23 protein-coding genes are annotated in these 23,634 nt (G+C 61.4%); 4 read left to right on the top strand and 19 right to left on the bottom strand.

Annotation, left to right across the window (positions count from 1 at the left end; all coding sequences use genetic code 11):
• Positions 1–36 precede the first annotated feature (36 nt).
• The 3 genes from CAF65_RS17815 (at position 37) to CAF65_RS17825 (ending at position 2,388) form a co-directional block, all read left to right on the top strand.
• Positions 37–831 (top strand): helix-turn-helix transcriptional regulator, encoded by a 795-nt coding sequence (locus tag CAF65_RS17815; protein WP_085717457.1) that lies wholly within the window; start codon positions 37–39, stop codon positions 829–831.
• Positions 832–895: 64 nt separating this feature from the next.
• Positions 896–1,204, top strand: coding sequence for a PsiF family protein (locus tag CAF65_RS17820; protein WP_085717458.1), 309 nt, complete (start codon positions 896–898; stop codon positions 1,202–1,204).
• Between the two features lie 170 nt (positions 1,205–1,374).
• On the top strand, positions 1,375–2,388 hold the full coding sequence (locus CAF65_RS17825; protein ID WP_008016836.1) for an AI-2E family transporter: 1,014 nt from the start codon (positions 1,375–1,377) through the stop codon (positions 2,386–2,388).
• A 123-nt stretch (positions 2,389–2,511) separates the two neighbouring features.
• Here CAF65_RS17825 and CAF65_RS17830 read toward each other — a convergent pair whose 3' ends face one another.
• Positions 2,512–3,786, bottom strand: a complete 1,275-nt coding sequence (locus CAF65_RS17830; RefSeq protein ID WP_085717459.1) for an Hsp70 family protein — start codon at positions 3,784–3,786, stop codon at positions 2,512–2,514.
• Positions 3,787–4,084: 298 nt separating this feature from the next.
• Here CAF65_RS17830 and CAF65_RS17835 point away from each other — a divergent pair, with 298 nt between their 5' ends.
• The gene (locus CAF65_RS17835) at positions 4,085–5,026 is read left to right on the top strand and encodes a DnaJ C-terminal domain-containing protein (protein WP_085717497.1); all 942 of its coding nucleotides are present in this window, start codon (positions 4,085–4,087) and stop codon (positions 5,024–5,026) included.
• Between the two features lie 257 nt (positions 5,027–5,283).
• Here CAF65_RS17835 and ureC read toward each other — a convergent pair whose 3' ends face one another.
• The 18 genes from ureC to CAF65_RS17925 form a co-directional block, all read right to left on the bottom strand.
• Entirely contained in the window at positions 5,284–6,984 is a 1,701-nt protein-coding gene (ureC, locus tag CAF65_RS17840; RefSeq protein ID WP_085717460.1) for an urease subunit alpha, read from the bottom strand.
• Between the two features lie 139 nt (positions 6,985–7,123).
• Positions 7,124–7,429: an urease subunit beta gene (locus CAF65_RS17845; protein WP_085717461.1), complete on the bottom strand. Its 306-nt coding sequence runs from the start codon at positions 7,427–7,429 to the stop codon at positions 7,124–7,126.
• Positions 7,429–7,962, bottom strand: coding sequence for a GNAT family N-acetyltransferase (locus CAF65_RS17850; RefSeq protein ID WP_085717462.1), 534 nt, complete (start codon positions 7,960–7,962; stop codon positions 7,429–7,431). The genes CAF65_RS17845 and CAF65_RS17850 overlap by 1 nt, the downstream gene beginning before the upstream one ends.
• A 6-nt stretch (positions 7,963–7,968) precedes the next feature.
• Positions 7,969–8,502 carry a GNAT family N-acetyltransferase gene (locus CAF65_RS17855; protein WP_085717463.1) on the bottom strand — a complete coding sequence of 178 codons (534 nt, stop codon included), beginning with the start codon at positions 8,500–8,502 and terminating at the stop codon, positions 7,969–7,971.
• Between the two features lie 9 nt (positions 8,503–8,511).
• Entirely contained in the window at positions 8,512–8,814 is a 303-nt protein-coding gene (gene ureA, locus CAF65_RS17860; RefSeq protein WP_085717464.1) for an urease subunit gamma, read from the bottom strand.
• 92 nt (positions 8,815–8,906) lie between these two features.
• Complete coding sequence (locus tag CAF65_RS17865) at positions 8,907–9,746, bottom strand: urease accessory protein UreD (protein WP_085717465.1); 840 nt, start codon at positions 9,744–9,746, stop codon at positions 8,907–8,909.
• 198 nt (positions 9,747–9,944) lie between these two features.
• Positions 9,945–10,643 carry an urea ABC transporter ATP-binding subunit UrtE gene (gene urtE / locus CAF65_RS17870; protein WP_085717466.1) on the bottom strand — a complete coding sequence of 233 codons (699 nt, stop codon included), beginning with the start codon at positions 10,641–10,643 and terminating at the stop codon, positions 9,945–9,947.
• Positions 10,644–10,772: 129 nt separating this feature from the next.
• Positions 10,773–11,642: an urea ABC transporter ATP-binding protein UrtD gene (urtD, locus tag CAF65_RS17875; protein ID WP_085717467.1), complete on the bottom strand. Its 870-nt coding sequence runs from the start codon at positions 11,640–11,642 to the stop codon at positions 10,773–10,775.
• Positions 11,639–12,718 (bottom strand): urea ABC transporter permease subunit UrtC, encoded by a 1,080-nt coding sequence (urtC, locus tag CAF65_RS17880; protein WP_085717468.1) that lies wholly within the window; start codon positions 12,716–12,718, stop codon positions 11,639–11,641. Before urtC ends, urtD begins: the two co-directional genes overlap by 4 nt.
• A complete protein-coding gene (gene urtB / locus CAF65_RS17885) occupies positions 12,718–14,220 on the bottom strand; it encodes an urea ABC transporter permease subunit UrtB (protein WP_085717469.1) in 1,503 nt (500 codons plus the stop codon). Before urtB ends, urtC begins: the two co-directional genes overlap by 1 nt.
• Positions 14,221–14,378: 158 nt before the next feature.
• Positions 14,379–15,644 carry an urea ABC transporter substrate-binding protein gene (gene urtA / locus CAF65_RS17890; RefSeq protein ID WP_085717470.1) on the bottom strand — a complete coding sequence of 422 codons (1,266 nt, stop codon included), beginning with the start codon at positions 15,642–15,644 and terminating at the stop codon, positions 14,379–14,381.
• Positions 15,645–15,957: 313 nt separating this feature from the next.
• Positions 15,958–16,968, bottom strand: a complete 1,011-nt coding sequence (locus tag CAF65_RS17895; RefSeq protein ID WP_085717471.1) for an iron ABC transporter permease — start codon at positions 16,966–16,968, stop codon at positions 15,958–15,960.
• The gene (locus tag CAF65_RS17900) at positions 16,965–17,924 is read right to left on the bottom strand and encodes an ABC transporter substrate-binding protein (protein WP_085717472.1); all 960 of its coding nucleotides are present in this window, start codon (positions 17,922–17,924) and stop codon (positions 16,965–16,967) included. The genes CAF65_RS17895 and CAF65_RS17900 overlap by 4 nt, the downstream gene beginning before the upstream one ends.
• Positions 17,925–17,935: 11 nt before the next feature.
• Entirely contained in the window at positions 17,936–18,709 is a 774-nt protein-coding gene (locus tag CAF65_RS17905; protein ID WP_085717473.1) for an ABC transporter ATP-binding protein, read from the bottom strand.
• A 180-nt stretch (positions 18,710–18,889) separates the two neighbouring features.
• Positions 18,890–20,269, bottom strand: coding sequence for a PepSY domain-containing protein (locus CAF65_RS17910; protein WP_085717474.1), 1,380 nt, complete (start codon positions 20,267–20,269; stop codon positions 18,890–18,892).
• Positions 20,270–20,380: 111 nt separating this feature from the next.
• Positions 20,381–22,498: a TonB-dependent copper receptor gene (locus CAF65_RS17915; RefSeq protein WP_085717475.1), complete on the bottom strand. Its 2,118-nt coding sequence runs from the start codon at positions 22,496–22,498 to the stop codon at positions 20,381–20,383.
• Between the two features lie 191 nt (positions 22,499–22,689).
• The gene (locus CAF65_RS17920; protein ID WP_085717476.1) at positions 22,690–23,133 is read right to left on the bottom strand and encodes a DUF2946 domain-containing protein; all 444 of its coding nucleotides are present in this window, start codon (positions 23,131–23,133) and stop codon (positions 22,690–22,692) included.
• A gap of 21 nt (positions 23,134–23,154) precedes the next feature.
• Positions 23,155–23,634, bottom strand: a complete 480-nt coding sequence (locus CAF65_RS17925) for a copper chaperone PCu(A)C (RefSeq protein ID WP_085717477.1) — start codon at positions 23,632–23,634, stop codon at positions 23,155–23,157.

The raw sequence follows: 23,634 nt of genomic DNA on the forward strand, positions 1-23,634 counted from the left end.
TTCGAACCAGACAACCCGCCCCTGATGACGGACAGCATGAGCAGTAAACACATCGACCTGCTGGATTTCAGCGAACTGCCTTCGGCGGTGTACTTCCGCTATGCCGATTTCGACGCCCACGAATACGCCGCACCCCATCGACATCCGTGGGGGACGCTGGAATATGCAGCCCACGGCGTGCTGCACATGGACGTCGAGGGCAGCCGCTTCATGTCGCCACCGCAATACGCGGTGTGGGTGCCGCCGCAGATCGAGCACAGTTTCTATAGCCGCCAGCCGGTCAACTACCGCGCCGTATGCCTGGCACCCAAGGTGTGCGCCGATCTGCCGTCGCGAGCCTGCACCCTGGCCATCAGCGACATCCTCAAGGCGATCCTCAAGGACTTCGCTGCCCGGGACGTGAAAATTCCCGAACAGGCTTCCGATCAGCGTCTGGCCCAAGTATTGGTGGACCAGCTGCAACAGGCTCCGGTGCACGAGTGCTATCTGCCCTACGCCAGCAGCCCTGGACTGCTGGGGATTCTGGAAGCGTTGCAGGCCGAGCCTGGGGATAACCGGCCTTTATCGGAATGGGCCGCACGCATCCATGTCAGCGAGCGCACACTGGCAAGACAGTTCATGCGGGAACTGGGCATGAGTTTCGGCGAGTGGCGTCAGCGCCTGCGCTTTCTGGCGGCGATTGAGGCGCTGGAAAGCCCGCGAAGCATTCAAGAGATCGCCTTCGACATGGGCTACAGCACTGGCTCGGCGTTTATCGCGATGTTCCAGCGCCAGGCCGGGTGTACGCCGGAGCAGTATCGACGCAGCCATCTGGAGAGCAGGAAGGTGTAACAGGGGTTGTCTACACTCCAGTACAAAGCCGCGCCCCTCGGTGTGGCAGCCAGGAGAAAACTCCATGAAGATGTTGCGTGCCCCTTTGTTGATGATCGGTTTGCTGCTCTGTTCCCAAGGCTTCGCCGCCACAGCCCAACAGGAAAAGATGACCACCTGCAATGCCGACGCCACGGCCAAAAGCCTCAAGGGCGACGAGCGCAAAGCCTTCATGAGCACCTGCCTGAAGGCCGCGCCGGCGGCAAACGATGCCGGTAAAGTCTTGACCCCGCAGCAAGAAAAAATGAAGACCTGCAATGCCGACGCCGCTACCAAGGCCCTCAAGGGTGATGAGCGCAAGGCGTTCATGAGTGATTGCCTGAAGAAAAAATAATTCACTGGGATCAACTCATCGAGTGTGGGAGCGGGCTTGTATCGGCTGACTGGGGAATTTCAGAGTTTGCCCAGCCCCCCGACCAAGGTCGCCCCACACAATCCCTAGTGCTCGCACCGGATCGCTGGCAGACTGCCAATCCTTTTTATGCCGTTCGTTTTTGAGGCTGTATGCCAACGTTTTCTCAGCGTCAAGTTTTGCTGGTCATCAGCTGGGTCATCATTTTTGGTGGGCTGCTGCTGGTCCTGCCGCTGCGGTTGCTGCCCAGCCTGCTCGCCGGGTTGCTGGTGTTCGAACTGGTCAACATGCTCACCCCGCAACTGCAACGACTGATTGAAGGTCGACGTGCGCGTTGGCTGGCAGTGGCGTTGCTGGGGACTCTGATTGTCAGCGTACTGTCGCTGATCTTTGCCGGCGCCATCAGTTTTCTGCTGCACGAAGCGGAAAACCCCGGTGCTTCCCTCGACAAATTCATGGGGGTGGTTGACCGCGCACGCGGGCAACTGCCGCCGTTCATCGACGCCTATCTGCCGGCCAGTGCCGCCGAGTTTCGCGTGGCGATTGGCGAATGGGTCAGCAAGCACCTCAGCGATTTGCAACTGGTGGGCAAGGACGCAGCGCACATGTTCGTGACCTTGCTGATCGGCATGGTGCTGGGTGCGATCATTGCCTTGCAGCGTGTGCCGGACCTGACCAAACGCAAGCCGCTGGCTGCGGCGCTGTTCGATCGCCTGCACCTGCTGGTCCAGGCGTTTCGCAACATTGTGTTCGCCCAGATCAAGATTTCCCTGCTCAACACCTTCTTCACCGGGATTTTCCTGGCGGTGATCCTGCCGCTGTTCGGCATCAAGCTGCCGCTGACCAAAACCCTGATCGTGCTGACGTTCCTGCTCGGCCTGCTGCCGGTGATCGGCAACCTGATGTCGAACACCCTGATCACCATCGTCGGTCTATCGCTGTCGATCTGGGTCGCCGTGGCGGCGCTGGGTTATCTGATTTTTATCCACAAGCTCGAATACTTCCTCAACGCGCGCATCGTCGGCGGGCAGATCAGTGCCAAGTCGTGGGAGTTGCTGCTGGCGATGCTGGTGTTCGAGGCCGCGTTCGGCCTGCCAGGGGTGGTGGCGGGGCCGATTTACTACGCGTATCTCAAGAGTGAGTTGAAACAGGTGGGGATGGTTTGATCAGGTAGACATCTGTTGCCTGACAGGGCCCCTTCGCGAGCAGGCTCGCTCCCACAATAGTCCTGTATTCGCAGGTCAATGTGGGAGCGAGCCTGCTCGCGAAGGGCACCCCCGGGGCTTGGATCAGTCCATCGAGCCGTAACGCTTTGCAGCCTCGATCGCCAGACCGCTACCGATACTGCCAAAGATATTCCCTTCCACATGCCGCGCCTTCGGCAGCATCGCCGAAACGCTGTTGCGCAGCGCCGGGATACCACTCGAACCACCGGTGAAGAACACCGTATCGACCTGGTCGACCCGTACGTCGGCGTTTGCCAACAGTTGGGTGACGCTGTTGCGCACCCGCTCCAGCAGGCTGTCAATGGCCGACTCGAACAGTGCACGGCTCAAGTCCACGCTCAGGCCTGCTTCAATGCGGTCCAGCGGCACGTGGCGGCTGTCGGCGTGGGTCAGCTGGATCTTGGTTTCTTCCACTTCCATTGCCAGCCAGTGCCCGGCGCGCTGCTCGATCAGCTTGAACAGGCGATCGATGCCGCCGGTGTCCTCTATGTCATAGCGCATGCTGCCCAGGGCCAACTGGGATTTCTGCGAGTACACCGAGTTGATGGTGTGCCAGGTCGCCAGGTTCATGTGGTGGCTGGTGGGCATGTAGGCGCCGCTCTTCATCCGGCTGCCGTAGCCGAACAGGGGCATCAGGCCGGCCAGCGAAAGTTGCTTGTCGAAGTCGGTTCCGCCGATGTGCACGCCGCCGGTGGCGAGGATGTCGTCCTGTCGGTTATCCACGGCGCGACGCTCCGGCGACAGACGCACCAGGGAGAAGTCGGACGTACCACCGCCGATGTCGACGATCAGCACCAGCTCTTCTTTCTCGATGGTCGACTCGTAGTCGAATGCCGCGGCAATCGGCTCGAACTGGAACGAGACTTCCTTGAAACCGATCTTGCGCGCCACTTCGACCAGGGTGTCTTCGGCTTCCTTGTCGGCCATCGGGTCGTCATCGACAAAAAACACCGGCCGACCCAACACCACTGCTTCGAACTCGCGACCGGCGGCCGCTTCGGCACGGCTCTTGAGCTGGCCGATGAACAGTCCGAGCAGGTCCTTGAACGGCATCGCCGTACCCAGGACGCTGGTGTCGTGCTTGATCAGCTTGGAACCCAACAGACTCTTGAGCGAGCGCATCAGGCGGCCTTCGTAGCCTTCCAGGTACTCGTGCAGCGCCAGCCGGCCGTACACCGGGCGGCGTTCTTCGATATTGAAAAAGACCACTGACGGCAGGGTGATCTTGTCGTCCTCCAGCGCGATCAGCGTTTCCATGCCGGGGCGCAGCCAACCGACGGTGGAGTTGGACGTGCCAAAGTCGATACCTACGGCACGGGCTGGAGATGCGTTGTTCATGTCTTTCAGGTTCCGGTTAAAAAACGGCCGCGCAGTGTATGTCAGGGCGCGCCAGATTCGAAGGCCGGTTATCTGCTAATTCTTCGCAAACAATGCCTTGAAAGATGGGGCATCCCCCCCAAACTACCCTGCATCAACCGGACAGCCACGGGAGTGCTCGCAAGAAGCCCCGCCTGCTGCCGATAAACTTCTGCTGCGCCACCCGGTCACAAACTCGAGATCGGTCAGACCAATGGCTGCAAACAAGCGCATGCTGTGGCCCGTGGCGCGATTTTGATAACGGATGGTGATTCCCGCGATGGACTTCAAAGACTATTACAAGATTCTCGGTGTGGAGCCGACCGCAGACGATAAGGCGATCAAGGCCGCCTATCGCAAGCTGGCGCGCAAATACCACCCCGACGTCAGCAAGGAAAAGGATGCCGAGGCCAAGTTCAAGGACGCTTCGGAAGCCTATGAAGCACTGAAAAGCGCCGACAAACGCGCCGAATACGATGATTTGCGCCGCTACGGCCAGCACGGCCAGCCGTTCCAGGGGCCACCGGGCTGGCAGAGCCGTGGCGGTTTCGGTGGTGGCCAGGACACGGGCGACTTCTCGGACTTTTTCAGTTCGATATTCGGCAACCGTGGGCCAGGCTTTGGTGGTGGACAGTCACGTCGCAGCACCGGACGTCGAGGGCAGGACGTGGAAATGGAGCTTGGGGTTTTTCTCGAAGAAACGCTGTCGACCGAGTCGAAGAAGGTCACCTTCCAGGTACCGCAGTACAACGCGGCCGGCCAGCATGTGAGCAACACCAGCAAAAGCCTGAACGTGAAGATCCCCGCCGGTGTGAGTGACGGCGAACGTATTCGCCTCAAGGGGCAGGGCGCGCCGGGTGTGGGTGGCGGGGCCAATGGCGACCTGTACCTGACGATCCGTTTTGCGCCGCACCCGAAATTCGACGTCGAAGGCGAGAACCTGATCATCACCTTGCCACTGGCGCCGTGGGAGCTGGCGCTGGGCACCGAAGTCGCCGTGCCGACCCTGACCGGCAAGATCAACCTCAAGGTGCCGGCCGGCAGCCAGAACGGCCAGCGCATGCGCGCCAAGGGCCATGGCCTGATGAACAAGGCCGGTGAGCGCGGTTTCCTGTTCGTGCAACTGAAGGTCGTGATGCCGAAGAAGTCCGACGATGACATCAAGGCCCTGTGGCGGGAGCTGGCGAAAAAAGCAGCGTTCGACCCGCGAGAGCATTTTTGATCCATTGGAACCAAGGGAAGGCGTCACCTCGGCGCTGGACCTGCTCGAAGAAGTGCGGCTTTGCGGCCGAGAACGAAATTCTCAAGCAGCGGCTGGGGCGGTTGGTGGTGGAATGATGTTTTCAGGTCATCTGGCATGGCCCTTTCGCGAGCAGGCTCGCTCCCACTGTTGATCATATTTCACCCGCGTGACGATGCGCGCTGGCTCAACCGAGACCCGAATGTCGCACGGAGCGGCATTCGGGTTTTTTTACCGAGTCAGAACAGGAAGTAGCGTTGCGCCATTGGTAGCGTTTGCGCCGGTTCGCACCACAGCAACACGCCATCGGCCTTGACCTGGTAGGTCTGCGGATCAACATCGATGTTCGGCAGGTAGTCGTTGTGGATCAGGTCGGTTTTCTGCACGTCGCGGCAACCTTTGGCCACAGCGATTTTCTTCTTCAAACCCAGTGCCTCAGGCAAGCCTGCATCCAGCGCCGCCTGGCTGATGAAGGTCAGGCTGGTGGCGTGCAGCGAACCACCGAAGCTGGCGAACATCGGGCGGTAATGCACCGGTTGTGGTGTCGGGATCGAGGCATTGGCGTCGCCCATCAGGCTGGCCGCGATGGCACCGCCCTTGAGTATCAGCGTCGGTTTCACGCCGAAAAACGCCGGGCGCCAGAGCACCAGGTCGGCCCATTTTCCCACTTCGACCGAACCCACTTCGTGGCTGATACCGTGGGTGATCGCCGGGTTGATGGTGTACTTGGCGATGTAGCGTTTGGCGCGGAAGTTGTCGTTGCCTTCACCATCGCCGGGTAGCGGCCCGCGCTGTTTTTTCATCTTGTCGGCGGTCTGCCAGGTGCGCGTGATGACTTCGCCGACGCGGCCCATGGCCTGGCTGTCGGAACTGATCATCGAGAAGGCGCCGAGGTCGTGGAGGATATCTTCGGCGGCAATCGTCTCGCGGCGAATGCGGCTTTCGGCGAAGGCCACATCTTCGGCAATGCTCGGGTCGAGGTGATGGCAGACCATCAGCATGTCGAGGTGCTCATCAATGGTGTTGCGGGTGAACGGCCGGGTCGGGTTGGTGGAACTCGGCAGCACATTGGCAAGCCCGCAGGCCTTGATGATGTCTGGCGCGTGACCGCCACCGGCACCTTCGGTGTGATAGGTGTGAATGGTGCGGCCCTTGAAGGCGGCAATGGTGGCCTCGACGAAACCGGATTCGTTGAGGGTATCGGTGTGGATCGCCACCTGCACGTCGAACCGGTCGGCCACGCTCAGGCAGTTGTCGATACTCGCAGGCGTGGTGCCCCAGTCCTCATGCAACTTGAGGCCGATGGCGCCGGCCTTGACCTGTTCGATCAACGGCTCCGGCAGGCTGGCATTGCCCTTGCCGGTAAGGCCGATGTTCATCGGGAACGCATCGGCGGCCTGGAGCATGCGCGCCAAGTGCCACGGCCCGGAAGTGCAGGTGGTCGCATTGGTGCCGGTGGCCGGTCCGGTGCCGCCACCGATCATGGTGGTGACGCCGCTCATCAATGCCTCTTCGATCTGTTGCGGGCAGATGAAGTGGATGTGGGTGTCGATGCCACCGGCGGTGAGGATCATGCCTTCGCCAGCGATGACTTCGGTGCTGGCGCCAATGGCGATGTTGACGTTGGGCTGGATGTCCGGGTTGCCGGCCTTGCCGATCGCCGCGATGCGCCCGTCCTTGAGACCGACGTCGGCCTTGACGATGCCCCAGTGATCGATGATCAGCGCGTTGGTGATCAGTGTGTCGACCACCTCGGCGGCCAGCAACTGGCTCTGACCCTGGCCGTCACGGATGACTTTACCGCCACCGAATTTCACTTCTTCGCCGTAGGTGGTGAAGTCCTTTTCCACTTCGATCCACAACCCGGTATCGGCCAGGCGCACCTTGTCACCGACGGTGGGACCGAACATGTCGGCGTAGGCTTGACGGGAAATCTTCATTCGTTCGCCTTGAGATTCAATTGAATTTGAAATCGTTCGCTGCGCTCACTATCGCGAGCAGGCTCGCTCCCACAGTTGACTGCCTTCCCCTGTGGGAGCGAGCCTGCTCGCGAAGGCGCCAGTGTGGACACCGAATTATTTACAGGTCACCCATAATCCGCCCGGCAAACCCGAACACCCGACGATGCCCGGCAAGGTCCACCAACTCGACTTCGCGGCTCTGTCCCGGTTCGAAACGTACCGCCGTGCCGGCCGGGATGTTCAGGCGCATGCCGCGACTGGCGGTGCGGTCGAAAGTCAGGGCGTCGTTGGTTTCGAAAAAGTGGTAATGCGAGCCAACCTGGATCGGCCGGTCACCGCTATTGGCCACCTTCAGGCTGAGGGTACGCCGGCCGGCGTTGAGCTCGATCTCGCCGGGCTGAATCTGGTATTCACCGGGAATCATCAATGGGCTCCTTGGAGAATCTTGTAGTAGAGGGCGGTCGGCTTGTAGCGACCGCTCGGGTCGCACGCGTAATCGGGAATCTCACCGGCACGGGTATAGCCCAGCGACTGGTAGAAGTCTTCGGCGGGCGAGCCGGCCTCAGTGTCGAGGTAAAGCAAGCCGCGCTTGTGCTGCAGGGCGGCCGCCTCCAGAGCGCTCATCAATTGCTGGCCCAGTCCGCGGCGCCGCGCATGTTCGCGTACCAGCAACTTCTGCACTTCGGCACGGTTCAGGCCATTGGCTTTCTGGCACAGACTCAGCTGTACGCTGGCCTGCACCTGCTCGTCCTTGACCACCACCCACAGCAGCACACTGCCCTTGTTCAGGTTGTCCTGGACCTCATCGAACCAGGCGTGGGCCTGGGTCGCATCAAGGTCAGCCATGAAACCTACACTGGCGCCATGGCCGACGGCATCGAGCAGCAGGTCGATCAGGCCCTGGCGATAATGCGCAAAGCTTTCAACGTTGACGCGTCGCAGTTGGGCGGCGTTCATCGGGCATTACTCCTGGTCGATGCCTGGCGGCTGTGCGCCGGGGTTGAGGGTCAGTTGCATGAAAGTCAGGTCCAGCCAGCGGCCGAACTTGGTGCCGACCTGAGGCATTTGCCCGGTGGTGATAAAGCCGCTGCGCTCATGCAAGCGAATGGAGGCCGCGTTACCGCTTTCGATGGCCGCGACCATCACGTGCTTGCCGCAGCCTTTGGCGCGTTCGATCAGCGCTTCCATCAATTGCGGGCCGAGGCCGTTACCGCGCTGGTCGCTGCGCACGTAGACCGAGTGCTCGACGGTATGGCGGAAACCGTCGAATGGCCGCCAGTCACCGAACGAGGCATACCCGAGCACGGTGTTGTCGGCATCGACAATCACCAGAACCGGATAAGCCTGGGATTGCCGGGCGCTGAACCAGGCCTGGCGGTTGCCGAGGTCGACCGCCTGCTCGTTCCAGATCGCCGTGGTGTTGAGCACCGCGTCGTTGTAGATGTCGCGGATCGCCGGCAGATCGGCATGCACCGCATCGCGGATGTGGTAAGTCATGGCGCGGCCTCAGGCAATGGGTTGGTGGACGGTGACCAGTTTGGTGCCGTCGGGGAAAGTGGCCTCGACCTGGATTTCCGGGATCATTTCCGGGATGCCTTCCATCACTTGTTCGCGGGTCAACAGGGTGGTGCCCAAGTGCATCAGCTCGGCCACGGTCTGGCCGTCACGGGCGCCTTCAAGCAGCGCGGCGCTAATGTAGGCCATGGCCTCCGGGTAATTGAGCTTCACACCGCGAGCCAAGCGCCGCTCGGCCACCAGGCCGGCGGTGAAGATCAGCAGCTTGTCTTTTTCGCGTGGGGTCAGGTCCATCGTAGACATCCATCCGGGCAGATAAAAAAGAGTTGGGTCTGCTTATGCAGATCCTCTGTGGGAGCAGGCTCGTTCCCACAGAAAAGCATTATTCATGTGTTCCATATTCGTGGTGGGACGGCTTCACGGCCGAGCAACACCGGACGCAACAAACGCCACAACTCAAGCAGCCATCCTCGCGCCAACAGCGCCTCGCTGGCCAGGCATCGAGCCACCAGCAACCCCGGCAATTGGGTCAAATCCCCGCGCACGTCGTTGGCCAGCGAACGGCACTTCTCCAGCAGCTCGCTATCGATCTCACCCGTCACCAGCAACGTCGCGAACACCGGTTGCCCATCCAGCCCGATGGGCGAATCCATCAAACCGTCCGCCCCGACAATGCGCTGGCGTTCATGCCAGAGCAACTGGCCGTCGCGGCGGATATCCAGATGTGCCTGGAAGTGCCCGAGGTCGAAGCGCTCGCCACTGGCCGGGCGACCGAGGGCCACGACGTCCCAGTAAAACAGCCGCGCATTGCCTTGAAGGTCGATGGAGGTGCGGAGTTCAGCCTGGGCAGCGCTGAAAATGATCGTCTCCTGGGGCAGCCATTCCAGTGTCGCACCGGCTGCCACCTGCAACTTCAGCTGCTGATAAGCGGGACCGGCGGCGCGATACCACTTGGCCGCGCCGGGGCTGGTGATTTGTGCCCAGGCATCACCCTCGACGCTGGCCGAGATGTCCAGCCGATCACCGCCAGCAATTCCGCCGGGGGGGTGGACGATGATGTGCTGGCAGACTTCCGGCCCTTCGGCATACAGGTGTTTTTGCACCCGCAACGGACCTTCGTGTCGGCGCCGGACCGGGCGAGTGGTGTTGTCGAACCGGGCGTAGCCCAGTTCCAGTTCGGCGTGCCAACTGGGGGTGAACAAGGCACCGGAAGCGGGAAGAGTCATGGTCAGTGCTTATCGTGAGGTCATCAGGATGTTGCAAAGGCTGTGCCGCAAGTTATTGCAGGCAGGAGGCGACTGTTGAATGGTGCGATGCACCAATGGTGTGCGCGACCGGAGGTTTGGCGCGACAAATTGGTGCCTTGCCTCCCGACGCGGTCCGCTTCGGAAGTTTCCGGTTCGGTGAGTGCGCAGCGTAACGGCTCAGATGGTGACGAGGCCGCGTACGCCTTCTGCTTCCATATCTTCTCCGCGCCCCTGTTGCACGATTTCGCCCCGGGACATCACCAGGTATTGATCGGCCAGTTCAGCGGCGAAATCGTAGAACTGCTCCACCAGCAAAATCGCCATGTCACCCCGGGCGGCGAGTTTTTTGATCACGGCACCGATCTCCTTGATCACCGACGGCTGGATGCCTTCGGTGGGCTCGTCGAGGATCAGCAGGCGGGGGCGGCTGGCCAGGGCACGGCCAATGGCCAGTTGCTGTTGCTGGCCACCGGACAGGTCGCCACCGCGCCGTTGCTTCATTTGCAGCAGCACCGGGAATAGCTCGTAGATAAACGCCGGGACTTCCCTGGCTTGGCTGCCGGGAAACCGTGACAGCCCCATCAGCAGGTTTTCTTCCACGGTGAGGCGGCCGAAGATCTCCCGACCCTGCGGCACGTAGGCGATGCCGGCATGCACCCGCTGGTGCGGCTTGAACGTGGTGATTGGTCTGCCTTCCCAGTTCACTGCGCCTTCCCTGGCCGGCAGCAGGCCCATCAGGCATTTGAGCAGGGTGGTCTTGCCCACGCCGTTACGGCCAAGCAGACAGGTGACCTCGCCGATCTTCACGTCAAACGTCAGGCCGCGCAGGATGTGGCTCCCGCCGTAGTACTGGTGCAGTTTGTCGACTTGCAGCATGTTCAAACTCTCCTCATTCCCTGTAGGAGCGAGCCTGCTCGCGAAGAGCCGGAGAATGACGCGTTCATTCAGTCAGCCCGCGTCATCGTCAACCTCCATCGCGAGCAAGCTCGCTCCTACAAAGAGCAATCAGCGTCCAAGATAGACCTCGATCACCCGCTCGTTGTCCTGTACCTGCTCCAGCGACCCTTCGGCCAGCACGCTGCCTTGGTGCAGGACAGTGACGTGGTCGGCGATCGAGCCGACGAAGCCCATGTCATGTTCCACCACCATCAGCGAGTGCTTGCCGGCCAGGCTTTTGAACAGCTCGGCGGTGAATTCGGTTTCGGCGTCGGTCATGCCCGCGACCGGTTCGTCGAGCAGCAGCAATTGCGGGTCCTGCATCAGCAGCATGCCGATCTCCAGAAACTGCTTCTGGCCGTGGGACAACAAGCCGGCCGGGCGATTGACCGAGCTGGTCAGGCGAATGGTCTCCAGCACGTCGGCGATGCGGTCTTTCTGCTCGCCGCTCAAATGCGCCCGCAGGCTGGCCCACACCGACTTGTCGGTGTTCTGCGCCAGTTCAAGGTTTTCAAACACGCTCAAGGCTTCGAACACCGTCGGCTTCTGGAACTTGCGGCCGATACCGGCCTGGGCGATCTGCACTTCGCTCATCGAAGCAAGGTCCAGGGTTTCGCCGAACCAGGCCTTGCCGTGACTGGGGCGGGTCTTGCCGGTGATCACGTCCATCAGCGTTGTCTTGCCTGCGCCGTTGGGACCAATGATGCAGCGCAGCTCACCAACGCCGATGTACAGATTCAGACTGTTCAACGCCTTGAAGCCATCGAAGCTGACGCTGATGTCTTCCAGGGTCAGGAGGGTGCCGTGGCGCGTATTCAGGCCTTTGCCGGCGCGTTGGCCGAGACCGATCGTATCGCGGCTGGTGCCGGCGTCCTTGTTGGGCTCCACGGGGAAAAAGGCTGGCTCAAGCATGAATTCAGCCGTTGCAGTGACTCTCATGATTCACCTCTTTTTTTCACCAGACCGATCACACCCTTGGGCAGGTACAGGGTCACGACGATGAACAGTGCGCCAAGAAAGAACAGCCAGTACTCGGGGAATGCCACGGTGAACCAGCTCTTCATGCCGTTGACCACACCGGCGCCGAGCAACGGACCGATCAACGTGCCGCGCCCGCCCAGAGCCACCCACACCGCGGCTTCGATGGAGTTGGTCGGCGACATTTCACTCGGGTTGATGATCCCCACTTGCGGCACGTACAGTGCCCCGGCCAGGCCACACAACACTGCGCTCAACACCCAGACGAACAACTTGAATCCGCGCGGATCATAGCCACAGAACATCAGGCGGTTCTCCGCATCGCGCAGCGCGGTCAGCACCCGGCCGAACTTGCTCTGTGCCAGGCGCCAGCCGATGTACAGGCTCGCCACCAGCAACAGCACCGTGGCGAAAAACAGCACCGCGCGGGTGCCCGGTTCGGTGATGCCGAAACCAAGAATCGTACGGAAGTTGGTGAAGCCGTTGTTGCCGCCAAAACCGGTTTCATTGCGGAAGAACAACAACATGCCGGCGAAGGTCAGGGCCTGGGTCATGATCGAGAAGTAAACGCCCTTGATCCGCGAACGGAAGGCGAAGAAACCGAACACCAACGCCAGCAACCCCGGTGCCAGCACCACCAGGCACAAGGTCCAGAGGAAACTGCTGGTGCCGGCCCAGAACCACGGCATTTCGGTCCACGACAGGAACGTCATGAACGCCGGCAAACCATCGCCCGAGGCCTGGCGCATCAGGTACATGCCCATGGCATAGCCGCCGAGGGCGAAGAACAGGCCGTGACCGAGGGACAACAGGCCGGCGTAACCCCACACCAGATCGAGTGCCAGTGCGACGATGGCGTAGCAAAGAATCTTGCCCACCAGTGTCAGCGTGTAAGCGGAAACGTGCAGCGTGTTGTCCGGCGATAACAGCGACAGCAGCGGTAACGCCAGCAGCAGAACGAGGATCACCGCGCCGACGGCAATCGTGATTTTCGGGCCGGCCTTTTGTGTGGCCTTGAGCATCAGGGGCTGGTTCATCAGTCGATCACCCGTCCTTTGAGTGCGAAGAGGCCTTGCGGACGTTTCTGGATGAACAGAATGATCAGCGCGAGGATGAGGATCTTGCCGAGCACGGCACCGATCTGCGGTTCGAGAATCTTGTTGGCTACCCCCAAGCCGAAGGCGGCCAGCACGCTGCCGGCCAACTGGCCGACACCGCCGAGCACCACCACCAGGAACGAGTCGATGATGTAGCTCTGGCCGAGGTCCGGGCCGACGTTGCCGATCTGGCTCAGGGCTACGCCGCCGAGGCCGGCGATACCCGAGCCGAGGCCGAAGGCGAGCATGTCCACGCGCCCGGTGGGCACGCCACAACAGGCGGCCATGTTGCGGTTCTGGGTAACGGCGCGCACGTTGAGACCCAGGCGTGTCTTGTTCAATAGCAGCCATGTGAGCACCACCACGGACAGCGCAAAGACAATGATGACGATGCGGTTGTACGGCAGCACGAGATTGGGCAGCACCTGAATCCCGCCCGACAGCCACGCGGGGTTGGCGACTTCGACGTTCTGTGCCCCGAACACCAGGCGCACCAGCTGGATCAGCATGAGGCTGATGCCCCAGGTGGCGAGCAGGGTTTCCAGTGGACGGCCATAGAGGTGGCGAATCACCGTGCGCTCCAGCGCCATGCCGATGGCCGCGGTGACGACAAACGCCACGGGCAGCGCGATCAGCGGATAGAACTCGATGGCCTGCGGGGCTAAGCGCTGGAACATCAGTTGCACCACGTAGGTTGAGTAGGCGCCGAGCATCAGCATCTCGCCGTGGGCCATGTTGATCACGCCGAGCAGGCCGAAGGTGATCGCCAGACCGAGGGCGGCGAGCAGCAATATCGAGCCCAGCGACATACCGCTGAATGCCTGGCCGAGCATCTCGCCGACCAGCAGTTTGCGTTTGACCTGGGCGAGGCTGGTCTCGGCGGCGGTGCGCACGTTGGCGTCAGTCTCGACGCCGGGATCGAGCAGGCCTTCGAGGCGGGTGCGGGCCAATGGATCACCGGTTTCGCCGAGCAGACGCACGGCGGCGAGGCGCACGGCCGGATCGGCGTCGACCAGTTGCAGATTGGCCAGGGCCAGGCTGAGGGCGGCGTGAACGCTCTCGTCCTTCTCGCCCGTCAGTTGCCGGTCGAGGAATGCAAGTTGCGCGGGTTTGGCGCTTTTCTGCAATTGCTGCGCGGCGGCCAGACGGATTCTGACATCGGCGGCGAGCAATTGGTGGCTGGCCAGGGCGGTGTCGATCAGACCCCGCAGGCGGTTATTCAGGCGCAGGGTTTTCGGCTGCCCGTCGACGGTCAACTCGCCTTGTTGCAGGGCGTTGATCAACTCGATACGGGCCGGATCAGGCTGCGCAGCCCAGGTTTCCAGCAGCCTGGCTTGCTGCACGGGATTGGCGGCGACGAAGTCTTCGGCATCGCCAGCGTGAGTGGCCATCGGCAGTAAAAATGCGATGGCCAAGATGAGACGATAAAGGGCGGTGGGCATAGATAGTCGCCTTGACGCGGACATTGTAGGAGCGAGCCTGCTCGCGATAGCGGTTGTTCAGTCACAGAAGTGTTGAATGTGCCGCCGTCATCGCGAGCAGGCTCGCTCCTACAGGGATTTGTGTCGGGCCCGAATGCCTTGGCCCGACATCCAATGGCTCAGTTGCTCTTCACCGCATACTCCGGCTTCTTGTCGTTACCCGGGATGAACGGGCTCCACGGCTGGGCGCGGATTGGCCCTTCGGTCTGCCACACCACGTTGAACTGACCATCAGACTGGATCTCGCCAATCATCACCGGCTTGTGCAGGTGGTGATTGGTCTTGTCCATGGTCAGGGTGTACCCGGACGGCGCGGCAAAGGTCTGGCCGGCCAGGGCTTCACGGACTTTGTCGACGTCGGTGGACTTGGCTTTTTCCGCCGCTTGCGCCCACATGTGGATGCCGACGTAAGTGGCTTCCATCGGGTCGTTGGTCACGGCCTTGTCGGCGCCCGGCAGGTTGTGTTTCTTCGCGTAGGCCTTCCAGTCATCGACGAACTTCTTGTTCACCGGGTTCTCCACCGATTCGAAGTAGTTCCACGCCGCGAGGTTGCCCACCAGTGGCTTGGTGTCGATGCCGCGCAGTTCTTCTTCGCCGACCGAGAACGCCACGACCGGAACGTCGGTGGCTTTCAGGCCCTGGTTCGCCAGTTCTTTGTAGAACGGCACGTTGGAGTCGCCGTTGACGGTGGAGATAACGGCCGTCTTGCCGCCCGCCGAGAACTTTTTGATGTTGGCGACGATGGTCTGGTAGTCGCTGTGACCGAACGGGGTGTAGACCTCTTCGATGTCCTTGTCGGCCACGCCTTTGGCGTGCAGGAACGAACGCAGGATCTTGTTGGTGGTGCGCGGGTAGACGTAGTCGGTGCCGAGCAGGAAATAGCGCTTGGCGCTGCCACCTTCTTCGCTCATCAGGTATTCAACGGCGGGGATCGCTTGCTGGTTCGGCGCGGCGCCGGTGTAAAAGACATTCGGCGACATCTCTTCGCCTTCGTATTGCACCGGGTAGAACAACAGGCCGTTGAGTTCTTCGAACACCGGCAATACCGATTTGCGTGACACCGAGGTCCAGCAGCCAAACACCACGGCAACCTTGTCCTGGGTCAGCAACTGACGCCCCTTCTCGGCGAACAGTGGCCAGTTCGACGCCGGGTCGACCACTACAGGCTCGAGCATCTTGCCGTTCACGCCGCCCTTGGCATTGATCTCGTCGATGGTCATCAACGCCATGTCTTTCAACGACGTTTCGGAAATCGCCATGGTCCCGGACAACGAATGCAGAATACCGACCTTGATGGTCTCGGCGGCCTGGACAGTCCAGGTCATGCCCATTGCGGCAATGGATGCCGAGAGTGTGAAAGCCTTGATCAAACTGCGACGCTTCATTGTGCGATCTCCATGAACATTGAGTTTTTATGGTTGGCAGATGCGGACGACTGAAGGGTCTTTAGCAAGGGCTGTGCCCGGTTTTGAAAAGGCGGGGAATGTCGATTTAGAGCGGTTGCGTGGCTCTTCAACGCACCATGAAAGGACAATGTCAGTGGTCTGGTGCGCTGAGGTGCGTCACATTGGGGCGAGTAATAGTGATCACCTGTGGGAGCGAGCCGGCTCGCGAAGAATGCGTGTCAGCCGCCATCCATGTCGTCCGACAGACCATCTTCGCAAGCAGGCTCGCTCCCACCGTTTTGATTTGTATGAATCAGCGACGGCGCATCAGGCCGACGAAGAACAGGCCGCCGATGGCTGCGGTGGCGACGCCGATGGGCAAGTCTTCAGGCGCGATCATCGTTCGGGCGGCGACATCGACCCAGACCAGGAATACGCTGCCGAGCAATACGCACACCGGCAGCAATCGCCGGTGTTCGGCCCCGACCAGACGGCGTGCAATGTGCGGCACCATCAGCCCGACAAACCCGATGGAGCCGCTGATCGACACCAGCACTCCGGTCATCAGCGAAGCGATCACGAATACGCGCAGGCGCACCGCACGGGCATTCAGGCCCAGGGTGACGGCGGTCTGTTCACCGGCCATCAATGCGTTCAGCTGTCGTGCCATGCCAAGCAACAGAACCAGGCCGAGCAACACACTCAGTGCCGGCACCGCGAGCAGCTCCCAGCGCGCCAGGCCGAGCCCGCCGAGCATCCAGAACATCACGGCGGAACTGGCGCGATGGTCGCCCATGAACAGCAGCAGATTGGCGATCGCCATCATCACGAACGAGACCGCCACGCCGCACAGCAGCAACCGGTCACTGTCCAGGCGACCGTGGCGGCTGGCGATCATCAGCACCACCAGCATGCTCAGCAACGCACCGATGAACGCGGCAATCGGCAACGTCAGCAGGCCGACGATTTCGCCGACATGCAACACCACAATCACCGCACCGAGGGTGGCGCCGGAGGTGACGCCGAGCAGGTGCGGATCCGCCAACGGGTTGCGTGTCACCGCTTGCAGCACCGCGCCGATCAGTGCCAGCCCGGCGCCCACCAGCGCGCCGAGCAACATGCGCGGCACGCGGATCAGCCAGACGATGTGTTCCTGGCCGGCGCTCCAGTCCTGCACGCCGATGCCGAACAGTTTGTGCAACAGGATCCGCCAGACCACGTCCACCGGGACCCGGGCCGGGCCGAAGCCCAGCGACACCACGCACGACACCAGCAGCACGGCGCCCAGGGCGATCAGCAGCAGCGTAAAACGACGATTGATCATTCGCCGTGGAAACCTTTGGCGAGGGTTGCCACGGCCAGCACATTGTCGATACCCGGCGTGGCCTGCACGTAAGGGATGACGATGAAGCGCTGGTTCCTGATCGCGTCCACCGATTGCAGCGCCCTGTTTTTCAGCAGGAACCGGATCTTCTGTTCGGCGGTGATTTCGCTGTAGTCGACGATCACGATCACCTGCGGATTGCGCTCGACCACGGTCTCCCAATTGACCCGGGTCCAGCTCGCGTCGACGTCATCGAGGATGTTGCGCCCGCCAGCGGCGTCGATCAGCGCTTGCGGCATGCCGAGGCGACCGGACGTCATGGCGCGGTCTTCGCCGCTGTCGTAGAGGAAAACCCGGGGTTTTTCCGCCGGCAGGTCTTTGCCGATCTCAGCGACCTGATTCTGCATGTCGGTGATGAGCGCGTTGGCGCGATCCTGCACGTCGAAGATTTTGCCGAGGTTGCGCAGGTCGTTGTAAGTGTCTTCCAGGGTCGCGGCAGGGCGCTTCATCACGAAGGCGCAGGACTCGGTCAGTTCATACACATTGATGCCCAGCGGTTGCAGGGTTTGCGGCGTGAGATCGCCACCGACGCGCATGCCGTAGTCCCAACCGGCGAAGAGGAAATCGACGTTGGCATCGAGCAGGGTTTCCACCGACGGGTACTTGGCCGCCAGCTCCGGCAGGCCTTCGAGAATGGTCTGCATTTGGGGCGTCACGGCCTTCCAGCCACTGATGCCGCTGTAACCGGCCATCCGTGGCTTGAGGTCGAGGGCGAGCATCATCTGGGTCATGTTGATGTCGTGGCTAAGGGCGTGTTGCGGGGCCTGCTTGAAGGTCACTTCGCGGTTGCAGCTTTTGATCGTCAGCGGGTAATGGGTGGCTTCGGCCAATGCCTGGACGCTGCCCAGCAGCATTGCGAGAGAGAGGCCGGAGCGCAGCAGGGGACGCAAAGTCATGGTTGGGTTATCTAGGTGATTCGTGGGTAGCCGTGCAGCGGATGTTCATCGATCAGCGCTTCGACGCCAAACACATTGCGTAGCAGCGCTGCCGTCAGGACTTCTTTCGGCGTGCCGCTGGCAACGATACGACCATGGTTGATCACGTACAGCCGATCACAGAAAGCCGCAGCCAGGTTGAGGTCGTGAATGCTCGCCAGGGTGCCGATGTTCAAGCGCTTGACCAACTGCAAAAGCTCAAGCTGATATCGCGGGTCGAGGTGGTTGGTCGGCTCGTCGAGGATCAGCAACTGTGGTTGCTGGGCCAGGGCGCGAGCGAGGATGACCCGCTGTTTTTCGCCACCGGAGAGGGAGGCGAACCTGTGGTCTTCGAAGCCTTTGAGACCGACCGACACCAAGGCCTGGTTGATGAGGTTCGAGTCTTCAAGCGTGTCGCCATCGAACAAGCCTTTGTGCGGCGTGCGGCCCATGGCAACCACCTCCAGGGCGGTCAGGCCGAAGGCATCAGGGAACTCCTGCAACACCACGGCGATGCGTTGCGCGCACCAACGCGAGGATTGCTTCCAGACATTCTGGTGATCGAGCCTGACCTCGCCGTGCTCCGGTTTGCTGAAGCGCCAGGCACAACGCAACAGGCTGGTCTTGCCGCTGCCGTTAGGGCCGATCAGCCCGACGAACTCACCGGCGGCCACGTGCAGAGAGGCATCACGCAGCTGGAATTGGTGATGGCAATGGCTGTGACCCAGTGGGGACCAGGTGAGGTTTGTCAGATTCAGCGAGGTCATGCAGTAACTCTTGAGGTGATGCTGATGGCCCCTTCGCGGGCTTGCCCGCTCCCACAGCAATTGCGCAAATCCTGTGTGAGTGGGCTTGCCCGCGAAGGGGCCCGAAAGGACACCCTGAATGCGAGAGGGAGACGCGCGGGGGAGTTTACAGCCCATTGAGCCCCACGCATCTCGCCTGTTTCATGATGAAGATGAGGCGCTTTCAGTCGGTCGGGTAAAACGCGACAGCAGCAGGCGATCCAGCACCCACACAGCCACCAGCGAAGCACCCACCAACGGGAAGGCCGCCGCCAGGGCGAACATGATCACCATCGCGGTTTTCCATTTCGGCAGATCGTGACGCAGCGGCGGAACGCCGAGTTTTCCTTGTGGGCGACGTTTCCACCAGATCACCACACCGCTGACGGCACTGAGAAAAATCATCAGGCAGATCAGCAGCACGATGATCTGATTGAACACGCCGAACATCTTGCCTTCGTGCAGCATCACGCCGATTTCCGTGGCGCGGGCGACAGTGCCGTAGTGCTCGAAACGAACATCAGCCAGGACCTTGCCGCTGTACTGATCGACATGCAGGGTGGCGTCGTTGCGCGGGTCATCGGCGAACACCGAGATGGTGAACACGCCGGTTGTGGATTTCGGCAAGGTGATGCTGTAACCCGGCTCGACCTTGCTCTGCGTGGCGATGTCTTGTACGTCTTGCAGGCTGATGGTCGGCGCCGCCGGACCGGCGTGTGCACCGTCGTGGGCCATGTGTTCGGCGTGGTCGCCGGACATCGGCATCGGCGTGTTTTCCATGGCCCATGGCACGGTCTGGCGCGTGACGCTGTTGAGGCTGCGTGCCTCGACGTCGGACTTCGGCACGTCATCCCACATCGCGGCAGGGAACACGTTCCACACACCTGCAAATTTTTCGCCCCAGAACCCGGTCCAGGTCATGCCGCTGAGCAGCATCACCAACAGCAGGGACGCGCCCCAGAACCCGGTGACCGCGTGCAGGTCACGCCACAATACGCGACCACGGCTGTTCAGGCGCGGCCACAAAATGCCCGCCGCCTGACCGCGCGGCCACCACAGGAAAATGCCGGACACCACCAGTACCACGCCCCAACCGGCGGCCAGTTCGATCAGCCGATCGCCAACGGTGCCGATCATCAATTCGCCGTGAATCGCCCGCGCGATGGCTTGCAGGTTCTTCTTGGCGTCTTGCTCACCAAGGATGTCGCCGTGGTACGGGTCGACGAATACATTCAGCTCCTTGCCGCTGTCGATCACGACAAACTGAGCGCTGCGTTCGGCATTCACCGGTGGCAGGTATTGCTTGATCGTGCCTTGTGGATAAGCGTCCTTCACCCGGTTGAGCAGGTCGTCGGCCGCCAGGGTGTGATGACCGGCGGGGACGTTGAGCCAGCTGCTGTACATCAGCGAGTCGAGTTGCGGTTTGAACAGGTAAATGGTGCCGGTCAGGGCCAGCATCACCATGAAGGGCGCCACGAACAATCCGGCATAGAAATGCCAGCGCCAGGCCAGGTTGTAGAAATTCACTTTGGGCTGTTTCATCACGTGTGCTCCGCTTGGCTTGGATCTTTTTGGTTGTTTGTTTGCGGTTGCTGCGCAACCGATCGCGAGCAAGCTCGCTCCTGCAGAGGAGCGGGCTTGCCCGCGATGCTCTTAAAAGCTCATGTCCACCTTGGTCCAGAGCGTGCGCCCTGGTTCCTTGATGGCTTGCGGGTCATTGGCGGGGAAGCCGAAACCGGCGTTGCCGGCCAGGTTCAAGTGCTCGGCGTAAGCCTTGCCGAACAGGTTGTCGACGCCGCTACTGACTTTCCAGTTGCTGTTGATCCGATAGGCACCGTTGAGGGAAAACACGCCGAACCCTGGCGTCTTGTCGAAGTCCTTGCCGACCACGTTGCCTTTGTTCAGGTCGATGCGGTTTTGCGCGGCAACCACTCTCCAGAGTGCCCCGGCGCTCCAGTTGTCTTCGCTGTAGGTCAGGCCGAAACGGGCATCCAGCGGCGGCATTTGCGGCAACGCAGTGTCATCGCTGCTGTTCTTGCCCCAGGCGTAGGCCAGGGTCGCGTCGGCTTTCCAGTTTTCGGTGAAGTTGTAAGCGGCACCCAGTTCGCCGCCCATGATTCGCGCGTCGATGTTCTCGGCTTGCGAGGTCATGCCCATCATCCCGGGCGTGTAGTTGAACAGGATGTAGTCGCGCACCTGCCCGACGTAGCCGGAGGCCCAGGCCTCAAGTACTTCGGTCTTGTACTGCAGGCCGAAATCGAGCTGGGTGGTTTTTTCCGGTTTGATCGAGTCGAAGGCATTTACCGAACCGGCGGGGCCGAACTTGGGTGAAAACAGCTCCCAATAATCCGGGAACCGCTGGGTGTGACCGAGGCCGGCATACACGGTGGTCGGGCTGTCGGCCAGGTCGTGCTCATAGCGGATGAAACCGCTCGGCAGGGTATCGGCGCGGGTGTCGTCGGCGGTCGGATTCGGGCGAGTCATCATTCCCGATCCGATGGTCTGCCGATAGTCCTTGGCCGAAGCACGGTCCAGGCGTGCGCCGCTGATCAGGCGGTCACGGTCGGCGGCGTACCAGGTCAGTTCGCCGAAAACGCCGTAGTTGTGGAAGTCGGCATCCTTGGTGTACGGCAGGTCTTTGTAGGTGTCGACGCCCATGGCGCTGCGCTGGCGATGCTCGTTGGTCTGCGCGTCGATGCCGCTGATCAGTTGTACATCGGCCCAGCTCCAGGTGGCCTTGAGCCGTGCGCCGAGGGTGCGACGGTCGACGTTGGAGGCCATGGGGCCGGCCATCATCCCGGTGCCGGATGGCGTGCGCAGGGTGTAGTTGTCCATCACGTGGTCGGCGTAGTTGTAGTAGACCTGCGCTTCGACCTTATCCAGCACCTCGCCGATATTGGACTGCTCAAAACGCAGGCCGAGGCTTTCGCGCAGGAACTGCGAACCGTCCATGCCGCGCCCGGCGTATCGGGCTTCACCATCACCACGGCCGGCGGTCAGTTCCAGCAGGGTGTCGGCGGTCGGCGTCCAGCCTAGCGCCACATCACCGTTCCATTTTTCATAGCGCGACGCCACTGTGTCGTTGTTGCCGTCCTGGTAGTCGTCGGAGTGTGCGGTGTTGCCGATGACCCGCACGTAACCCGACTGACCACCGGCTGCGGCGTCCACCAGTTTGTCGAAGCGGCCGTAGGAGCCGGCCAGCACACTGGCATTGACCCGTGTGCCGAGTTCGCCGAAGTGCTCCGGTTCGCGGTCGAACAGGATAGTGCCGGCCGAAGAACCCGGACCCCATAGCACGGTTTGCGGGCCTTTGATTACGGTGAGTTTGTCGTAGGTTTCCGGCGAGATGTAGGAGGTCGGAGCGTCCATCCGGCCCGGGCAAGCTCCGAGCATCATGCTGCCGTTGGTGAGAATGTTCAGCCGCGAACCGAACATGCCACGCAGCACCGGGTCGCCATTGGTACCGCCATTGCGCACCAGGGCGAAGCCCGGGATGGTTTTCAGGTAGTCGGCGCCGTCGCTGGCCGGCACCGGTTGGCGCGGGTCCTTGGGGTTGGTGACGATGGTCAATGGTGAACTGGGCGCCACGGCGGTAATCACCGTCGGGCTCAGTTCTTCACTTTGACCGGCATGCTCATCGGCCAGCGCAGAAGGTGCCAGCAAAGCACCGCACAGGATGGCGGTGGCGTGCCTGAAACGAACGGCGGATTCGTTCACGGCAAAAGAGGCTTGGGCAGGGCTCAAGCACGGGACAGCAGAAAACCTGGACATGAAAATTTCCATCGAACAGTCGTAAACGACACGGCCGGCAGCCTGAAGCTGTCCCTGTGGGAACGAGCCTGCTCGCGAAAGCGGTGTGCCAGACGACATCTCGTTGACTGACACTCCCTCTTCGCGAGCAGGCTCGCTCCCACAGGTTGCTTTGGCTGTCTTGCGGACCGTGTGAAATCAGAAGTGAGTGTTTACGTGACGACGGGCGGGGCGCGGGTGCGGGCGCCGGGAAAGTAGGTTTGCCGGGCATGGCCCTGGCGCGCAGAGGGTGTAGTGAAGGTGTTGACGGGGGGAATGACGAAGTTGGCGAAGGACACGCCACCGGTCAGCGCCGGGCAATTGAACAGCAGGCTGCAATAGCCGCACTTTTCCCACAGCACATGGTGCCCCGAGGCAGGCGGGCAGTGCTCGGCGGTGGCTTGCGCGCCATGGTCGGCGTGCTCCATCGCCGACATGTCCATGCTCATACCCGCAGGCATGCTCATCGACATGGCGCGCGAATCCATCGGCATCGACTGAGAAATCAGCGGACCGATAAAGATCATTAGCATGGCGAACAGGCTGATCCAGCTGCCGCGTGTCAGGTTCATAGCCTGATTTTGCGACCTGGATGACCTGGCGCTAAGCGAGCGCATGGGCGTTTTCAGCTCAGGCGATTACGGCGTGTGCACGTGCGCCTGCAGGCTGTCCGGCGCCTGTTTCTGTACCGCAACTTCGACCGTCACGTCACCGGACTTCTCGAAGTGCAGCGTCATGGGGAAGCGCTTGCCGTCAACCAGCAGGCTGCGGTCCTTGAGGCCCAGCAACATCACGTGATAGGCCATCGGTGCGAAAGTGACCTCGCCGCCGGCGGGCACTTCCACGCTCGGTACGTGCTGCATTTTCATCACGTCGCCTTGCATCACGTGTTCGTGCAATTGCGCTTCGCCCGCAATGGGCGTGTCGACGCTGAGCAGTCGGTCGGCGCTCTTGCCTTCATTGTTGATCACGAAATACGCCGCAACGGTGGGCGCATTGGGCGGCAACTCCTGGGACCACGGATGAGCGATTTCCAGTTCGCCGACCTTGTATTCGTGGGCATTGGCAAAGCAGGCTGGCAGCAGCAACGCGGCCAGAACGATGAGTTTGTTCAACAT

Origin of the sequence: Pseudomonas sp. B28(2017) (assembly GCF_002113025.1) — a bacterium.
In the GTDB taxonomy this organism is placed as follows: Bacteria; Pseudomonadota; Gammaproteobacteria; order Pseudomonadales; family Pseudomonadaceae; genus Aquipseudomonas.

Excerpts from the sequence above, each read along its gene's own strand:
- CAF65_RS17815 (WP_085717457.1), top strand. The coding sequence starts at position 37 with ATGAGCAGTAAACACATCGACCTGCTGGATTTCAGCGAACTGCCTTCG.
- CAF65_RS17820 (WP_085717458.1), top strand. The coding sequence starts at position 896 with ATGAAGATGTTGCGTGCCCCTTTGTTGATGATCGGTTTGCTGCTCTGT.
- CAF65_RS17825 (WP_008016836.1), top strand. The coding sequence starts at position 1,375 with ATGCCAACGTTTTCTCAGCGTCAAGTTTTGCTGGTCATCAGCTGGGTC.
- CAF65_RS17830 (WP_085717459.1), bottom strand. The coding sequence starts at position 3,786 with ATGAACAACGCATCTCCAGCCCGTGCCGTAGGTATCGACTTTGGCACG.
- CAF65_RS17835 (WP_085717497.1), top strand. The coding sequence starts at position 4,085 with ATGGACTTCAAAGACTATTACAAGATTCTCGGTGTGGAGCCGACCGCA.
- ureC (WP_085717460.1), bottom strand. The coding sequence starts at position 6,984 with ATGAAGATTTCCCGTCAAGCCTACGCCGACATGTTCGGTCCCACCGTC.
- CAF65_RS17845 (WP_085717461.1), bottom strand. The coding sequence starts at position 7,429 with ATGATTCCCGGTGAATACCAGATTCAGCCCGGCGAGATCGAGCTCAAC.
- CAF65_RS17850 (WP_085717462.1), bottom strand. The coding sequence starts at position 7,962 with ATGAACGCCGCCCAACTGCGACGCGTCAACGTTGAAAGCTTTGCGCAT.
- CAF65_RS17855 (WP_085717463.1), bottom strand. The coding sequence starts at position 8,502 with ATGACTTACCACATCCGCGATGCGGTGCATGCCGATCTGCCGGCGATC.
- ureA (WP_085717464.1), bottom strand. The coding sequence starts at position 8,814 with ATGGACCTGACCCCACGCGAAAAAGACAAGCTGCTGATCTTCACCGCC.
- CAF65_RS17865 (WP_085717465.1), bottom strand. The coding sequence starts at position 9,746 with ATGACTCTTCCCGCTTCCGGTGCCTTGTTCACCCCCAGTTGGCACGCC.
- urtE (WP_085717466.1), bottom strand. The coding sequence starts at position 10,643 with ATGCTGCAAGTCGACAAACTGCACCAGTACTACGGCGGGAGCCACATC.
- urtD (WP_085717467.1), bottom strand. The coding sequence starts at position 11,642 with ATGAGAGTCACTGCAACGGCTGAATTCATGCTTGAGCCAGCCTTTTTC.
- urtC (WP_085717468.1), bottom strand. The coding sequence starts at position 12,718 with ATGAACCAGCCCCTGATGCTCAAGGCCACACAAAAGGCCGGCCCGAAA.
- urtB (WP_085717469.1), bottom strand. The coding sequence starts at position 14,220 with ATGCCCACCGCCCTTTATCGTCTCATCTTGGCCATCGCATTTTTACTG.
- urtA (WP_085717470.1), bottom strand. The coding sequence starts at position 15,644 with ATGAAGCGTCGCAGTTTGATCAAGGCTTTCACACTCTCGGCATCCATT.
- CAF65_RS17895 (WP_085717471.1), bottom strand. The coding sequence starts at position 16,968 with ATGATCAATCGTCGTTTTACGCTGCTGCTGATCGCCCTGGGCGCCGTG.
- CAF65_RS17900 (WP_085717472.1), bottom strand. The coding sequence starts at position 17,924 with ATGACTTTGCGTCCCCTGCTGCGCTCCGGCCTCTCTCTCGCAATGCTG.
- CAF65_RS17905 (WP_085717473.1), bottom strand. The coding sequence starts at position 18,709 with ATGACCTCGCTGAATCTGACAAACCTCACCTGGTCCCCACTGGGTCAC.
- CAF65_RS17910 (WP_085717474.1), bottom strand. The coding sequence starts at position 20,269 with ATGAAACAGCCCAAAGTGAATTTCTACAACCTGGCCTGGCGCTGGCAT.
- CAF65_RS17915 (WP_085717475.1), bottom strand. The coding sequence starts at position 22,498 with ATGTCCAGGTTTTCTGCTGTCCCGTGCTTGAGCCCTGCCCAAGCCTCT.
- CAF65_RS17920 (WP_085717476.1), bottom strand. The coding sequence starts at position 23,133 with ATGCGCTCGCTTAGCGCCAGGTCATCCAGGTCGCAAAATCAGGCTATG.
- CAF65_RS17925 (WP_085717477.1), bottom strand. The coding sequence starts at position 23,634 with ATGTTGAACAAACTCATCGTTCTGGCCGCGTTGCTGCTGCCAGCCTGC.